The sequence below is a fragment of the Mycobacteroides sp. H003 genome (assembly GCF_001440135.1).
GTDB classification, from domain to species: domain Bacteria; phylum Actinomycetota; class Actinomycetes; order Mycobacteriales; family Mycobacteriaceae; genus Mycobacterium; species Mycobacterium gwanakae.
The window spans coordinates 175302-190201 of sequence record NZ_LJYL01000015.1; the positions used below are offsets into that span (position 1 = coordinate 175302).

Annotated in this window: 18 protein-coding genes; 10 read left to right on the forward strand and 8 right to left on the reverse strand. The window is 64.3% G+C overall.

The window, feature by feature from the left end; all coding sequences use genetic code 11:
* Positions 1–98: 98 nt before the first annotated feature.
* Positions 99–1136, reverse strand: coding sequence for a hypothetical protein (locus AOT87_RS11445; RefSeq protein WP_057969009.1), 1038 nt, complete (start codon positions 1134–1136; stop codon positions 99–101).
* Between the two features lie 186 nt (positions 1137–1322).
* On the opposite strand from AOT87_RS11445, the gene leuA reads away from it, so the two are divergent.
* Positions 1323–3146, forward strand: coding sequence for a 2-isopropylmalate synthase (gene leuA, locus AOT87_RS11450; protein ID WP_057963558.1), 1824 nt, complete (start codon positions 1323–1325; stop codon positions 3144–3146).
* Between the two features lie 71 nt (positions 3147–3217).
* Here leuA and AOT87_RS11455 read toward each other — a convergent pair whose 3' ends face one another.
* A complete protein-coding gene (locus AOT87_RS11455; RefSeq protein ID WP_030095989.1) occupies positions 3218–3460 on the reverse strand; it encodes a type B 50S ribosomal protein L31 in 243 nt (80 codons plus the stop codon).
* Positions 3460–4647, reverse strand: a complete 1188-nt coding sequence (locus AOT87_RS11460; protein ID WP_057969010.1) for a GTP-binding protein — start codon at positions 4645–4647, stop codon at positions 3460–3462. The genes AOT87_RS11455 and AOT87_RS11460 overlap by 1 nt, the downstream gene beginning before the upstream one ends.
* A 131-nt stretch (positions 4648–4778) precedes the next feature.
* Here AOT87_RS11460 and rpmB point away from each other — a divergent pair, with 131 nt between their 5' ends.
* The 4 genes from rpmB to rpsR are packed head-to-tail and all read left to right on the forward strand — an operon-like array spanning position 4779 to position 5731.
* Complete coding sequence (gene rpmB / locus AOT87_RS11465) at positions 4779–5015, forward strand: 50S ribosomal protein L28 (RefSeq protein WP_030095991.1); 237 nt, start codon at positions 4779–4781, stop codon at positions 5013–5015.
* Positions 5015–5179 (forward strand): 50S ribosomal protein L33, encoded by a 165-nt coding sequence (gene rpmG, locus AOT87_RS11470; protein ID WP_030095992.1) that lies wholly within the window; start codon positions 5015–5017, stop codon positions 5177–5179. The genes rpmB and rpmG overlap by 1 nt, the downstream gene beginning before the upstream one ends.
* A gap of 1 nt (position 5180) precedes the next feature.
* Positions 5181–5486 (forward strand): 30S ribosomal protein S14, encoded by a 306-nt coding sequence (gene rpsN / locus AOT87_RS11475; RefSeq protein ID WP_030095993.1) that lies wholly within the window; start codon positions 5181–5183, stop codon positions 5484–5486.
* On the forward strand, positions 5486–5731 hold the full coding sequence (gene rpsR / locus AOT87_RS11480; RefSeq protein ID WP_030095994.1) for a 30S ribosomal protein S18: 246 nt from the start codon (positions 5486–5488) through the stop codon (positions 5729–5731). Before rpsN ends, rpsR begins: the two co-directional genes overlap by 1 nt.
* A 7-nt stretch (positions 5732–5738) precedes the next feature.
* On the opposite strand, the gene AOT87_RS11485 is transcribed toward rpsR, so the two are convergent.
* From AOT87_RS11485 to AOT87_RS11505, 5 genes are read right to left on the reverse strand one after another with little or no spacing between them, the layout of a single operon-like run.
* Positions 5739–6890: a serine hydrolase domain-containing protein gene (locus AOT87_RS11485; RefSeq protein WP_057969011.1), complete on the reverse strand. Its 1152-nt coding sequence runs from the start codon at positions 6888–6890 to the stop codon at positions 5739–5741.
* Complete coding sequence (locus AOT87_RS11490) at positions 6890–7873, reverse strand: DEDDh family exonuclease (protein ID WP_057969012.1); 984 nt, start codon at positions 7871–7873, stop codon at positions 6890–6892. Before AOT87_RS11490 ends, AOT87_RS11485 begins: the two co-directional genes overlap by 1 nt.
* Positions 7874–7907: 34 nt before the next feature.
* Positions 7908–9089, reverse strand: a complete 1182-nt coding sequence (locus AOT87_RS11495) for an acyl-CoA dehydrogenase (protein WP_057969013.1) — start codon at positions 9087–9089, stop codon at positions 7908–7910.
* Positions 9086–10153, reverse strand: a complete 1068-nt coding sequence (locus AOT87_RS11500) for a phosphotransferase family protein (RefSeq protein ID WP_057969014.1) — start codon at positions 10151–10153, stop codon at positions 9086–9088. Before AOT87_RS11500 ends, AOT87_RS11495 begins: the two co-directional genes overlap by 4 nt.
* Positions 10154–10177: 24 nt before the next feature.
* Entirely contained in the window at positions 10178–10624 is a 447-nt protein-coding gene (locus AOT87_RS11505; protein ID WP_081343486.1) for a MarR family transcriptional regulator, read from the reverse strand.
* Between the two features lie 285 nt (positions 10625–10909).
* Between AOT87_RS11505 and AOT87_RS11510 the strand changes: the two genes are divergently transcribed.
* The 5 genes from AOT87_RS11510 to AOT87_RS11530 form a co-directional block, all read left to right on the forward strand.
* Positions 10910–11470 carry a hypothetical protein gene (locus AOT87_RS11510; RefSeq protein WP_046252244.1) on the forward strand — a complete coding sequence of 187 codons (561 nt, stop codon included), beginning with the start codon at positions 10910–10912 and terminating at the stop codon, positions 11468–11470.
* Positions 11471–11583: 113 nt separating this feature from the next.
* Positions 11584–12852 carry a Mur ligase family protein gene (locus tag AOT87_RS11515; protein ID WP_109398747.1) on the forward strand — a complete coding sequence of 423 codons (1269 nt, stop codon included), beginning with the start codon at positions 11584–11586 and terminating at the stop codon, positions 12850–12852.
* Positions 12849–13562 carry a type 1 glutamine amidotransferase gene (locus tag AOT87_RS11520; RefSeq protein ID WP_030096002.1) on the forward strand — a complete coding sequence of 238 codons (714 nt, stop codon included), beginning with the start codon at positions 12849–12851 and terminating at the stop codon, positions 13560–13562. Before AOT87_RS11515 ends, AOT87_RS11520 begins: the two co-directional genes overlap by 4 nt.
* Before the next feature lie 134 nt (positions 13563–13696).
* A complete protein-coding gene (locus AOT87_RS29325) occupies positions 13697–14371 on the forward strand; it encodes a hypothetical protein (protein WP_234795655.1) in 675 nt (224 codons plus the stop codon).
* 32 nt (positions 14372–14403) lie between these two features.
* On the forward strand, positions 14404–14900 hold a 497-nt coding region (locus AOT87_RS11530; protein ID WP_057980220.1), incomplete at its 3' end, for a hypothetical protein.

A 14900-nucleotide genomic window follows, 5' to 3' on the forward strand; every position in this document is an offset into this window, starting at 1 on the left:
CAGACTCGCGCCCGTGAGCGCGGGCGATCCCCCCTTTGCCGAACCGGATACCACGTTCGCACACCCCGCGATCGCCAGTGCGGCGACGAGGCCCAGCGCTATCGAGCGGAGTTTGCGAATAGTCGCACCGCCTTGTCCAAAATCTCCCGCATCTGCCCGCAATCGGTCCGCCCTTCTTCCGTGAAGGCGCTCGCGACCACGGCCGGAAAATAGGCGTCAGCATCGGTATTAGCCGCACCGCCGCCGACATCCTTGGGGTACAACGGATCTCCCACCAACGCCAGCGCGTGACACCCCGTCAGCTGATTCGGATCCTCGTTATGGAAATACGTCACGCCGCCGCGGGTCGATTTCGTGTACTCCTCCGGGAAGTCATCGACGCTGCTCGTCAGCTGCACGGTGTACTCGATATCGGTTTCCGATAGCGAGAAATCACACCCGAAGGGATCGCCCAGCAGGTCCACGGAGACCTTCTGCGCCTTTCCCGGATACTCCCCGAGGATCTCGCACGGATCGCGTTCGGCAAGTTTGATCGGATATGCGCTGAGCGCAGAACGCGCCGGCAATCCCGACGGCAGCTCCTTGGCGATCGCGGTCATCACCTGCTTGGCAAGCCGGCAGTCCGGGTCCGAGTATTCATCCGACCCGTACAGGTACGCACTGACCGACAGCATGGCCTGCATCGTGGGGTTCGAGGGCGCCCCCGGCAGCCGCTCCAGGCCCAGCGGTACCTCGTACTCGCAATCTGCTCCGGTCTCGTAGACCGGGACAGACCCCACCACGAAGGCCGCGGGGATGTCCCGCTTGTCCTGCATCGAGTACGCGTAGGCGACCTCGGTGAGACCGGGATCACCTGTGACCTTCACGCTGGCATAACACATCGGAAAGTCGCCAACGACCTGTCCCGGGTCTCCGAAGTCCTTGAGACTGGCGGCGAATCCGCAGGGATCCACCCGCCGTAGCGCACGCGCATAGGCCAGCGTCACCTTCTCGGTGGCATTGAGCTTCTGTCCATAGTCGGGCTGGCCGCCGTGAAAGAAGGAGTCGGCGCCAGGCGCGGGTTCTCCTCCCCGCGGCTGTCCGCTGACAGTGCGCGCACAACCGGTGACCACCAGCAGAACCAGCAGCGTCACCATCCCCCGCCGTACCCACATGCTCTGCGAGCTTGCCAGATGATCGGGCTTCTTGCGGCTGGTAGAGTCCCGTCTATGCAGCGGGCGCTCCTCCTCCGACGCCGCGACAGGGTCTAATCCAGACCGGCTTCCTGTCGCGGGTTGTTGGCGTGCCGGTCGAGATACCCCTCAAACTCCCGGAGCCTTCCCATGACTAGCTTCTCTTCAGACGAGTTCAACTACACCCCCCGCAGCATCGTCACCCCGAATGGACCCATTCCCGCCGACCAACCGGCGTGGAACACCCAGAAGAACAGCTCGATGCCGGTGCATCGGTACCGCTCATTCGCCGATGAGGTCGAAAAGATCGAGCTGCCCGACCGCACCTGGCCCGACAAGGTGATCACCCGCGCACCACAGTGGGCGGCGGTCGACCTGCGTGACGGCAACCAGGCCCTGATCGACCCGATGAGTCCCGCGCGTAAGCGCCGGATGTTCGATATGCAGATCCGGATGGGCTTCAAGGAAATCGAGGTCGGGTTTCCCTCGGCCAGCCAGACCGATTTCGATTTCATCCGCGAGCTGATCAGCGAGAACGCCATCCCCGATGACGTGACCGTCCAGGTGCTGACCCAGTGCCGACCGGAGCTGATCGAACGCACCTTCCTGGCCTGCGAGGGCGCCGCCAAGGTGATCGTGCACTTCTACAACTCGACGTCGATCCTGCAGCGGCGCGTGGTTTTTCGGGGCGAGAAGGACGCGATCCAGAAGATCGCCACCGATGGTGCCCGCAAGTGTGTTGAGGAAGCGGCCAAATACCCCGATACGCATTGGCGTTTCCAGTACTCCCCGGAGTCGTACACCGGCACCGAGCTGCAGTACGCGCTGGAGGTGTGCAACGCCGTCGGCGACATCATCGAGCCCACACCGGACAACCCGATCATCTTCAATCTGCCGTCGACGGTTGAGATGACAACCCCCAATGTGTACGCCGACTCCATCGAGTGGATGAGCCGCAACCTGGCTCGTCGCGACTCGGTGATCCTGAGCCTGCACCCACATAACGATCGTGGAACCGCCGTCGCCGCAGCAGAATTGGGTTACCAGGCAGGCGCCGACCGTATCGAGGGATGTCTGTTCGGCAACGGCGAGCGCACCGGAAACGTGTGCCTGGTGACGCTGGGGCTGAACCTGTTCAGCCGCGGGGTGGACCCACAGATCGATTTCTCCAACATCGACGAGATCCGGCACACGGTCGAGTACTGCAACCAGCTGAAGGTTCCCGAGCGGCACCCGTACGGTGGCGATCTGGTCTACACCGCCTTCTCCGGCAGCCACCAGGACGCCATCAACAAGGGCCTGGATCAAATGAAACGCGATGCGGACGAGGCAGATTCCGACGTCGACGACATCCTGTGGCAGGTGCCATACCTGCCCATCGACCCCAAGGACGTCGGCCGCAACTACGAGGCCGTGATCCGGGTGAACTCGCAATCCGGCAAGGGCGGCGTCGCCTACATCATGAAGTCCGATCACGGATTGGTGCTGCCGCGCCGTCTGCAGATCGAATTCGCGCAGTCGATCCAGCGGATCACCGACGGCGAGGGTGGTGAGGTGAACCCGAAGGAGATCTGGGACGTCTTCGCCGAGGAGTACCTGGCGCCGATCACTCCGCTGGAGCGGATTCGCCAGAAGGTGACCGCATCCGAGGAGGATGGCGGCACGGATTCCATTGCCGCCGTGGTGAAGATCGACGGTAAGGAAACTGAAGTCCACGGTACGGGCAACGGGCCGTTGGCCGCCTTCGTCGATGCGCTGTCGAGCGTGGGCTACACCGTCAACGTCTTGGACTACTCCGAGCACGCCATGAGCGCCGGTGACGATGCGCAGGCCGCGGCCTACGTCGAAGCCATGGTTGTCGGCCCCCACGGCGGCGAGGCACAGACCGTGTGGGGTGTCGGTATCGCACCGTCGATCACCACCGCCTCACTGCGCGCGGTGGTATCGGCCGTCAACCGTGCGGCGCGCGCCTAGCCCTCACATCGAGAGCGAGCCTGGCGGGGATTCTTAGCCAATTTTCCGCGCCAGGCTCGCTCTCGATTCGATTAACGAGTCCCGTAGCGCCTGCGGAACTTCTCGACCTGGCCGGCGGTATCCATGATCCGGCGATCGCCCGTCCAGAACGGGTGCGAGTCCGCCGTCACTTCAACGGTGATGAGCGGGTACTCCTGGCCCTCGAACTCAACGGTGCGGGTGCTCGTCGCTGTCGAGCGGGTCAAGAACATTTTTCCGGTGGTGGTGTCCTGGAAGACGACCGGGTGATAATCGGGGTGGATACCGGGCTTCATCAGTGGTTCCCTTCTGTGTTGTTCTCGCCGTAGGACAGGAAGGCCTCAAGCTCGGACACGTGTTCGCACGGATCCTCATGCCAATCGCCGAACGGATCGTCGAATTCATGCCACCTTGCGGGGCTTGCCATTTCGGCATCGGTGAGCAGCGCCCCACGCAATGCGTCCAGCACCTCGGCGCTGTCGGCCCCGCATACCAGCACCGTCATCGCGGTGTGACGGTCGCCGAAACGATAGTCCCACATGAGGTCGGCGAATGCCCGACGTTCCGGATCGGATCGCAGCACCTCATCGGAATCCATTGCGGCCAGCCATTTCCCGGCCGCCGAAACTCTGAGGCCACCACCCGCCGACTCCAGCCACATCGCCTGTTCATCCTGCGTGGCCAACCACAATCGGCCCCGGGTACGGATCACTCCGTCGAGCAACAGATCAATCGCGGCATGCAATCGTTCCGGATGGAAGGGCCTGCGCGCGTTGAACTCCACCAGTGCGATGCGACCGTCAACGGCCAGCGAGGGCTGCCCGCCGAGTAGAGCGCCATGCGGATTGTCGGACCGGCCGCACCGTGCGTCCTCTTCCAGATGATCAAGGGCCTGCTCGACGCGACCGATGCGGGCAGTGATACGGGCCCGTGGCGACAAGCGCCGCAGTACCGACAGCGCTTCGGGCTCTGGATTGCGAACCACAAGGACGTCGGCGAACTCGGCCTGTCCGATCACTACCTGTGCGACAGTTCGGCCATCTTCGAGTTCGTCGTCACCGAGCGCTTGCTGCAACCAGTTCAGGCTGTCCACACAACTGACCACCCCGGCGATCTCGACATCACGGGCGGCCGGTCCGTCGACGAACCCCGGTCCGACACGAACGGGCACGGTGTTGATCGCCCAGCAGATCGGATCGGCTTCCAGCCATGGCTCCAGGTGCAGGACAATCCGCCCGACGTCGTCCCGGCGATGGAGCTTACGCAGCAGAACGAGCAGGTCATCACGGACCGTGCAGGACACGCAGCCGTGAGCCAGTTCCAGAACGGACTCCGCAGTTCCCCGGATCCCCGCGACAGTCCGCTTGACGATATGCCCGTCGAATCGGTGCGTGACGATGACAGTTCCCGGGTCGCGCGCCAACACGTCCACGACCGCGTCGGTATCGGTCTGTCCGGACACGAGTAGCACCGGCGTGCGCATGACTCTCCCTTTTTCAGCCCTTTTGCACCTAAATGCAAACGATTTTCATTACCAACAGCTTCACGGTACAGTCCCAAGCAACACTTGTCGAAAACGATTCCCATTATCAAATGGGCATGAATGGAGGTCCGTTGTCCGCGCATTGCGAGGTGACCGGACGGTCGCCGGGCTTCGGTAACGCGGTGTCGCATTCACACCGCCGCACCCGTCGCCGCTGGTCACCCAATATCCAGCTCAAGACGTACTACCTGCCCTCGGAGGACCGGCGCATCAAGCTCCGGGTGAGCACCAAGGGCATGAAGGTGATCGACCGAGACGGTATCGAGGCCGTGGTGGCACGGCTGCGCGCGCAGGGACGGAAGTTCTGATGGCGCGCAACGAGATCCGCCCCATTGTGAAACTGCGGTCGACCGCGGGCACCGGGTACACGTATGTCACCCGCAAGAACCGGCGCAACGATCCGGACCGGATGGTGCTGCGCAAGTACGACCCCGTAGTGCGTAAGCACGTGGAATTCAGAGAGGAGCGCTGAGATGGCCAAGAAATCCAAGATCGCCAAGAACGAGCAGCGCCGCGCCATCGTCGAGCGCTATGCCGAGCGGCGCGCAGAGCTCAAGGAGATCATCCGGCAGCCATTGAGCACCCAGGAGCAGCGCATAGCGGCACAGGCCGAGCTGGCCCGCCAGCCGCGCGATGCCAGCGCGGTGCGGCTGCGCAACCGCGATGCGGTGGACGGCCGGCCCCGTGGTTATCTGCGCAAGTTCGGACTGTCCCGCGTGCGAGTCCGTGAACTCGTGCACGACGGGTCGCTGCCCGGCGTCCGGAAAGCGAGCTGGTGATGGCCGCCAAGACATCCCGCAATCGTCGCGCCAAGGTCGTCGATACCAAACCCAAGCCCAATCTCTTTGCCAAATTGGGTCTTTCAGAGGTCGACTACAAAGACACCAACACCCTGCGCCTGTTCATATCCGAGCGCGGCAAGATCCGTGCCCGCCGGGTCACAGGCCTGACCGTGCAACAGCAGCGCCAGGTCGCCACCGCGATCAAGAACGCCCGCGAGATGGCGCTACTGCCCTACGCCTGACACCCAATCAGCGCGGCTGTGGAATCGCGTTCTCCAACAGGAAGACGTGATCCGGACTGATCACCTTGGTGATAGCGGTACCGAACAAGGTGCTGGGCTGCGCGGGTTGCTTGGCCACGTCCGTATTGAGCAGCGCCACCACGGTGGTCTGTTCGGCGGGCGAGTAGATGGCGAGCGTCTGGTAACCGGGGATGCTGCCGTTGTGGCCGATCCATCCATGCGCATCGAAAATCCCTAGGCCGTAACGGATATCGTCGGGAACCGGCGGCATCGCCACGGTCTGCAACCGCTGCTGCTGGGTGGCCGGTGTCAGAAGCTTGCCCGTTGCCAGCGCGGGCACCCAGATCCGCAGGTCCTCGAGCGTCGAGATCATCGCGCCCGCCCAGGACGCCCACGACGGACTCCAATCCGTGCTGTCGATGAGCGGCCCGGTCGGCGTCAGCTGCGTGTATCCCTGCGCGTGCGGATCGGGGATGGTGCTGGTGTCGGGGAAACTTGTGTGCTTCAAGCCGAGTGGCTCGGTGATGTGCTCGCGCACGAATGCCGGCAGACTCTGCCCACTGACCTTCTCGACCACCTGTCCCAACAGCACGGCGTTGGTGTTGCTGTACTCGTAGCCCTGGCCCGCAGGGAAATTGGGCGGTTGCGCGAAGGCGTAATCGAGCAGCTGTTGGGTGCTGTAGCGGCGCCGTGGATCGGCCTCCAGGTCACGGTTGAAGACCAAGGACATCGAATAGTTGAACAGTCCGCTCTGCATCCGGGCGAGCTGACGCAGGGTGATCTCGTCGCCGCCCGGAACCTTGTCGACATACTTGGCAATCGGATCATCGAGTCCCACCTTGCCCTCATCGACAAGCTGCAGCACCGCGGTAACCGTGAAGGTCTTTGTCACACTGCCGATTCGGTGGTAGAAATCGGTACGCATCGGTGCGCGGGTCGTCGTGTTCGCGAGCCCGAATGCCCGTACATACTGCCCCTTGGGTCCCCACACCCCGACGATCGCGCCGGGAACCGCCGCGCTCGAGAGCACCTCGTTGATGGCGGTGTCGAGCTTGGCCGACGTCTGCGCGTCCAGGTCTGCGACGGCAATGCCCGAGTGTGTCCCACACCCGCTGACGAGCAGCGCAAGCGCGATTACCGCACAGAGGATTCGGCGCATCAGAACAGTGAGTACTGCGCTCCGGCGCGGCTGGGAACCGTGAACTGCTCGACATCGGTACCGCCGACAACGCGCCGCACCTCGGTCATGAACGTCTCGTCATCCAGCAGCGGCACGCCGAGCGACCGGGCATGAAATCCCTTACCCTGCTCAGGATTTGGCTGGTTACAGATCACCACCGAGGTGTCTTCGTCGACCGTGTCGGCATAGGCGAGGCCGGCCTGCATGATCTGCTCGACCAGCTCCTCATGCGTGCGAGCGACCTCGGAACTCAAGGCCACCCGCATGCCCTGCACCAGCGGCTGACCGGCGACGAACGGGCCGGGATTGAGCCAGTGACACGGCTGACGAGACGCCACGGTCTTGAGGGAGCGCAGCTCCTCGTGTGTCACACGGCCGTTGGGCCAGCGCTTGCGGGTGGTCTCGCGGATAGGGAGCCACGTTCCCCGTTCCCGCGCGCGGTCAAGCACCTTCGGCAGCACCTCGGCCAGTACCCGAGCGTCGTCATACGCGTCATGGGCCTTGAGCTGCTCGACGCCCCAATGCGCGGCGAGGGTTTCCAGCCGCAGATTGGGCGTATCGAGGTCGAGACGCCGGGTCAGCTCAACCGTGCACATCACCGCGTCGGTGGGCAGCTCGGCACCGGCCAGTTCGGCCTCCGCCGCCAGGAACGAATAGTCGAACCCGACGTTGTGGGCGACCAGTGTCCGGCCTCGCAGCAGCGCGATGAGGTCAGGGACGATATCGGCGAACTCGGGCTGTCCCTCCAGCATCTCCGGAGTGAGGCCGTGCACATGCGTGGGGCCCGGATCAACACCCGGATTCAGCAGACTCACCACACTGTCGGTGATGCTTCCGTCGGCATCCAGTGCCAACGCCGCGACACTGATGACACGCGCCCGACCTGGCTGAAAACCGGAAGTCTCCAGGTCAACCACTACCCACTTGGGGCTGTGGTCGGGCGTCTGCCCCCAGATCGGCATGACTCAGGATGGCATGCGGGACCGACAAGCCGCTCTAGGCGCGCGGGGTACGCAACACCTGACGGCCGATGGCGTACTTGTGCACCTCGGTGGGGCCGTCGTACAGACGGAAGGCACGCATATCGCGGAAGATCATCTCCACCGGCGTCTCGTCACTGATGCCGATACCGCCGAGCACCTGCACACACCGGTCGGTGACCTTGAACAGCTCCTCGGACACGAACGACTTAGCCATCGAGCTCTCGTGACGCCCCTTGGCGCCGTTGTCCATCATCCAGCAGGCGTGCCAGATGGTGAGACGACATTGATGCAGCGCGATCTCATTGTCGGCGAGCATGAAGGAGACTCCCTGATGCTCGCCGATGGTCTTACCGAACGAGGTCCGGGTGCGCGCGTAGTTCACGGCGATGTCCTGAGCGCGGGCGGCGGCCCCGAGCCAACGCATACAGTGCGTCAACCGCGCCGGTGCGAGCCGCAGCTGCGCGTACCGGAAGGCCTGGCCGGTCTCCCCGAGCAGCGCCTCCCGCGGCAGAGTCAGATTGTCGAACCGCACCACCGCGTGCCCCTCGGCGTAGTTGCGGTCCATCGTGTTCATGATCCGTTCGATCACAATGCCTTCGGTGTCACCGTCACACAAGAACAGCGTGGGCCCCTCGGGCAGATGATCGTTGGCCTCCAGGTTGGCCATGATGATCCACGTCTTGGCGCCGCGCGCGCCGGTGATGAGCCACTTACGCCCGTTGATGACGAAGTTCTGGCCATCGAAGGTGGCAGAGGTCTTGAGCTGTGACGGGTCCGATCCGGCGCCATCGGGTTCGGTCATCGCGAACGCCGAACGCTGATACCCCTCGATGACGGGGCGCAGGAATTTCTCCGACTGCTCCTCGTTGGTGATCTTGCCGAGCAGAAACATGTTGCCTTCATCGGGCGCGGCGCAGTTCATCGCGATGGGGCCCAAAGTGGACCAGCCCGCCGCCTCGAAGATCACGGCTTGACCGATATGCGAAAGGCCCCAACCCCCATAGGATTCCGGCGCCTGCACGGTCAGCAGCCCGGCATCTCGCGCCTTGCCGACAAGCTCGGCTCGCAGTTCATCGGTGGGTCCGTGCGCAGTCAGCCGAGGATCGCGCTCGTAGGGAATCACAATGTCGGTGACGAACTCACGCACCCGCTGTGCCTTCGCGGCCAACTCTTCCGGAACGCTGAAATCGATCATATTTCTCCCTCGGTGAATTGTGTTGCCGCCCAACTAAGGACAGCCATGGCGATGTCTTCGAAATCCGCGTATCCGACACCGACGAGGTCACCGCACTGCCACTTGCGGTATAGCTGCATCCACGCGACACCCAAACGGAGCCGCGCACACGCCACCTGCCAGTGCAACGGTCGCGGCCGCATTCCAGCCACCGTGAAGTAGGAATCGATGACGTCCCGACGACTCGCGAACCCTGTTGTCGTGGTCGGCATCTGGTTGACGGCACGCACCGCGGTCGGGTCCCCCGGCTCCATCCAGTACGACGCCAGAATTGCCAGGTCGAAGAGCGGGCAGCCCCGGGTGGCCATATCCCAATCGATCACGGCGTTGGGCGACAACGTTTCCCGGTCGACGAGCATATTGTCGAGTTTGAGGTCCATATGCAGTAGCGAGACCCGCGACTGCTCGGGGATCTGCTGTTCCAGCCGCGAGGTCAGGTTCGTGACGACGGCAGGCAACCCCTCGGGCCACACCGCATGTGCCCGGCGCGTCCAGCCGGCGAGCTGACGTTCAAGGAAGCCCTCGGGCTTGCCGAGATCGCCCAAACCCACCGATTCCGGCTTCACCGCGTGCAGCGAGGTCATCGCCTCGATCAAGGTGGCAGTGATGCGCTCCGGAGCCTCGCCCGGAAGACCTGCCGGCAGTTCTCCACCGATTACCAACCCCTCGCGATACTCCAGAAACTGGAAGGGGGCGCCGAGCACGTCAAGATCATCGCAATACAACAAGCCTCGCGGAGCCAGGGCGAATCCCGCATTGAGCCTCGAGAGCACCCGCCATTCGCGCGCCATATCGTTGGCGCCCTCGGCGATCGGGCCAGCGGGTGGGCGGCGAAACACAGCCGGCCGTCCGTCGAGGGCCACCAGATAGTTCAGATTGGCCTTACCGCCCGCGAACTGTCGCGCCGCCGAGGCATCGAGGACGTGTCCCTGCCGCGCTACCCAGGACGACAGCGCCGACCAGTCTTGCGTCGTCGTCTCGGCTGTGGCGCGGAACACACGCGTTACCCTAGCCGCGTACCTCAACCGGCTGGTTGGTTGGGTGGATGGTCACGCGTTTTCGCCGGTAGCGTCGATCAGTCGCCCCAGTATCCGTCTGAGTTCGCCCCGATCCTCGGCGCTCAAGCGGCCGAACATCTCGTCCTCGGCGGTCCGGATTGCCGACTCCACGCGTTTGAGTAACGCCTTGCCCTTGGCGGTGACCCGGGCCGGTAATGCTCGCCCCGAGGCCGGCACCGTCGGCCGGGACACCAGCGCCACGTTCTGCAATCCGTTGAGAACCTGATTCATCGCCTGTGCCGAGACGTTGTGTTCGCGCGCCAGCTCAGCGCTGGTACGCCCGGGGCTTTCGTTGAGCATCCGCAGGCACATGAACTCCGGCATCCCGAGCCCGAGCGGCCGCAACGCAGCAAGGACCTGCGGACGCATCACGGCACCAGCCCGGAACATCAGGTACCCCAGTGGCTCGACCTCATCGGATTCAGTCATCGCAAGCATCCTGGCATGAACCTTCCAGGACGCACGCAGACTCGCATCCTTTGGCTGGGCACGCTCGGAAGGTAAGCCCAGGCAACTCGGCCCTTCTACCGAGGATGACCAGGCCGCGACATGGACAGCGCGAACAAACTGTTGCCGTGCAATGGATTACCGCTCACTACGAAATTCTCAGCCAACTCATATCAAGAACCTTGACATGTTGGATTCAGCGCAGGTATCAAGGAAGTTGATACAGGTTCAGCGGGCAACACGTCAGCTGCCTGATCTTCAGAGAAGGAGAATTAGATGTCTGATTCATTCGCAGGCTTCGAAGGTCACGGTCCCGCCTTCGGCGGACCCGGCTTTGGCGGACCCGGATTTGGCGGCCCGGGGTTCGGCCCCGGCGGTCCCGGCGGTTTCGGATTCCGCATCAAGCGCGCCGTCACCGCCTCACTGCTGCTCGACGGGCCCGCCAGCGCCGCGCAGATCGTGCAGCGTGTCTCGGATGCAACCGAGGGTGAGATCACCCTTCCCGAGCCCGTGGTCGAGCGTGTCCTCGAACGGCTGGCTCATCGCGGCGTGGTGAAGACCGACGACGGCGTGGCCACCCTGACCGACTTCGGCCGGAAGGTGCTCGCGAAGCGGGGCATCACCAGCCAGACCGCGCAAGCACTCCGGACCAAGTTGTTCCCCAAACTCGTCAATGTCCTCAAGCTCCGCTCGGGGCTGGCCGAGATTGCCGGGCTGGCGCGCGTCATCGCCCTGACCGGTACTGCCGAGCAGAAGGAGCAGCTGGCAGAGGCCAGCGCCACGCTTCTGGCCACGGTTAACGACGTCAAGCAGTCGCTACAGCGCGCCGTCGCCTAGAGGCTGGATCTGCACTGCCCGTGCGGTCATCACCTCCGGTCGCACGGGCAGTGCACACCCGCTCCCCGACGGCGACATCATCGCCTCGCAGGGGCCTCCAATAAACTGCGCGGATGCCCATCGAGCACCTATCGCTGCGCGGCCGAATCGCGCTCGCCGCGGGCTCCGCCGCGCGCTGGGCCTCGCGCGTCAGTGGTCGCGGCGCGGGGTCAATGATCGGCGGGCTGGTTGCCCTCAAACTCGACGGCGGCATCCTGGCCGAACTGGGGGTCGGCCGCCGCACGGCCATAGTCACCGGCACCAACGGCAAGTCCACCACCACCCGCATGCTGACCGCGGCGCTCGCGACCACCGGGCCAGTGGCCACCAACACCGAGGGCTCGAACATGGACGCGGGTCTGGTGGCGGCACTGGCCGGAACCCGCGAGGCCGAGCTGGCGGTGCTCGAGGTCGACGAGATGCATGTGCCACATGTCGCCGACGCGATCCGCCCCGCAGTCATCGTGCTGCTCAATCTCAGCCGCGATCAGCTTGACCGCGTCGGCGAGATCAACAACATCGAGCGCACTCTGCGCAAGGGGCTGTCCCGGCACCGTGACGCGGTGATCGTCGCGAACTGCGATGACGTCCTCATGACATCGGCGGCCTACGACAACCCGAATGTCATCTGGGTGGCCGCCGGCGGCGGCTGGGCCGGTGATTCGGTGAGCTGTCCACGCAGCGGCGAGCTCATCGTCCGCGACGGAAACCATTGGCACAGCACCGGAACCGACTTCTCCCGACCGGACCCGGACTGGTGGTTCGACGACGACCGCATCTATGGGCCCAGCGGAATCAGCCTGCCGATGTCGCTGACGCTGCCCGGTACCGCCAACCGCGGAAACGCAACGCTCGCGGTGGCCGGGGCAGTTGAGCTCGGTGCCCGCCCCGGCCCTGCCGTCGATGCCGTATCCGCGGTCGATCAGGTGGCCGGCCGCTACCGGAGCATTGATCTCGGAGATCACACGGTCCGACTGCTGCTGGCCAAGAATCCGGCCGGCTGGCAGGAAGCGCTGTCGATGGTGGACACCGACGCCGACGGACTCGTCATCGCCGTCAACGGGCAGGTGCCCGACGGCGAAGACCTGTCCTGGCTATGGGATGTCAACTTTGAACATTTCGCGTGCGATAACCCGCAGACCACCGTGCCGCCCGTCGTCGCGTCGGGCGAACGCGGCACCGATCTCGCGGTGCGGCTGACTTATGCCAGCGTCACGCACACCTTGCATCACGACCCTGTTCAGGCCATCAGAGCCTGTCCGTCCGGCAAGGTCGACGTGATCGCCAACTACACGGCGTTCCTCAACCTCAACCGCGCGCTGGCCAAAGGTGGTGCGGTATGAGCGAATCCACCGTTCGAATCGGCCTGGTACTCCCCGACGTCATGGGCACCTACGGCGATTCGGGTAATGCCGTGGTGCTGCGGCAGCGCCTGCGGATGCGCGGAATCGACGCCGAGATCGTGGAGATCACCCTCGCAGATCCCGTTCCCGACTCCCTGGACGTGTACACGCTGGGCGGGGCCGAAGACTACGCACAACGGCTCGCCACCCGTCACCTCATCGCGCACCCGGGCCTGCAACGCGCCGCCGAGCGCGGTGCACCGGTGCTGGCGATCTGCGCGGCCATTCAGGTGCTCGGCCATTGGTACGAAACGTCATCCGGTGAGCGCGTCGAAGGCGTCGGCCTGCTCGACGTCACCACCAGCCCGCAGGACAAGCGCACCATCGGCGAATTGGCCGGCGTACCCATCATGGACGAGCTCGAAGACACCCTGACAGGATTCGAGAATCACCGCGGTGGAACAGTTTTGGGACCCGCAGCGGCCCCGCTGTCGAAGGTGGGCCGAGGCGCCGGGAATCGCGCCGGCGACGGTGCCGACGGTGTGGTGCAGGGCAGCGTGATCGCCACCTACATGCACGGTCCGTGTCTGGCCCGCAATCCCGAGCTGGCGGACCTGTTACTTGCGCGCGCCATGAATGTGCCGCAACTGACCCCGCTGGACCTGGACGAGGTAGCGCGGCTGCGCCGAGAGCGCTTGTCCGCCCGCTAGTCTTCCTCCACCCTCTCATGGGCAGCGCACCAGGTACCGAATTCGAGTAGTCGATTACTCACGCAGACCCGGCCGTACGCGCAATACGTTCCGTGGGCATTCACGTTCCATACCGAACGCCCAAAGGAGCGATTGTGACCAGTGATTCCGTAGCACGGTTCTTAAAGGCCGAGCGGCGCAGTCTATCTGTGCCAGAAGAGAAGTCGGTGATCGTCGATCCCAGCGATCGCGAATGGGCGGAGGTGACGCATCGCCTGGACATCGCCGGATTCGACGATCTTCAGACCCTGCGCCTGGTCCCCGAACGCCTCGAGGAAAGCGTTGCACGCCAGGCCATAGCGGAGGATGATCTCGCGGTACGTGAGATCGCCCGTCGCATGGCTGAGAGTGTCGCCGAACACCCCGACGTCCAGGACTCGTGCTGCACACCGTGTGCGAGCAAGAGCGAGGGGCGAGTGAGCTACCCGGCGCGACTCAGCCAGCTCTACCGCGAGATCCGCCCGGCCCTGCACACGAATTTGTCACGCGCAGTGAGTGATGCACTTGGAGTGCCAGTGGAGGCCGACAGCCTCGAGGTGAAGATCACCCATTCGTTCACCCAGCGGTACGCCGCACATGTCACCCGAATACCGCTGGTTCTCGTGCTGTTCAAAGATATCGAGATCGGCAGGAACGCGACGCTGACCTTGGGGTCGAAAGCGAAGAGCCTGTGGGCCAACGACATCCGCATTCATACCGGCGGAAGGCTCGTTATCACCTCCAGTTACATCAAGATTCGCGCGACATCCGTCCGCGGCAACCTGGCATAAGCAGCGATCTGACATCACAAGGAGTAACCACCATGGCGAACATCATCAGCAATGGCCCGAACGGCGACGCCGGAGCGACGGGTGCGCAGGGCACCCAGGGTCCTACCGGCGCGGCGGGGACCATGGCGAACTGCAATTGGATTGACGACGACTGCGCCACTCGAGGCGGGACCGGAGGAACCGGAGGCAACGGTGGGGCCGGCGGTCCGGGCGGCCCGGGCGGGCACGGCGGCGTCATCGACTTCGAAGTAGAGACCTTCATGGACGGTGTGTCACTTCAAGCCAAGGGTGGCCGCGGCGGCAATGGCGGTCAGGGTGGAGTCGGCGGGACCGGTGGCACCGGAGGCAAAGGCGGCGACGGAGATGACTGCGAGTTCGGCAGAACGGGCGGCAATGGCGGCACCGGGGGTCGCGGCGGGGACGGAAACTTCGCCGGCCCCGGCGGCAACGGCGGCGTCATCCTCGTCAAATGCCAACACGACCTGTCCTTGGGCACGCATCCGATGGATGTGTCGGCGGGCACTGGCGG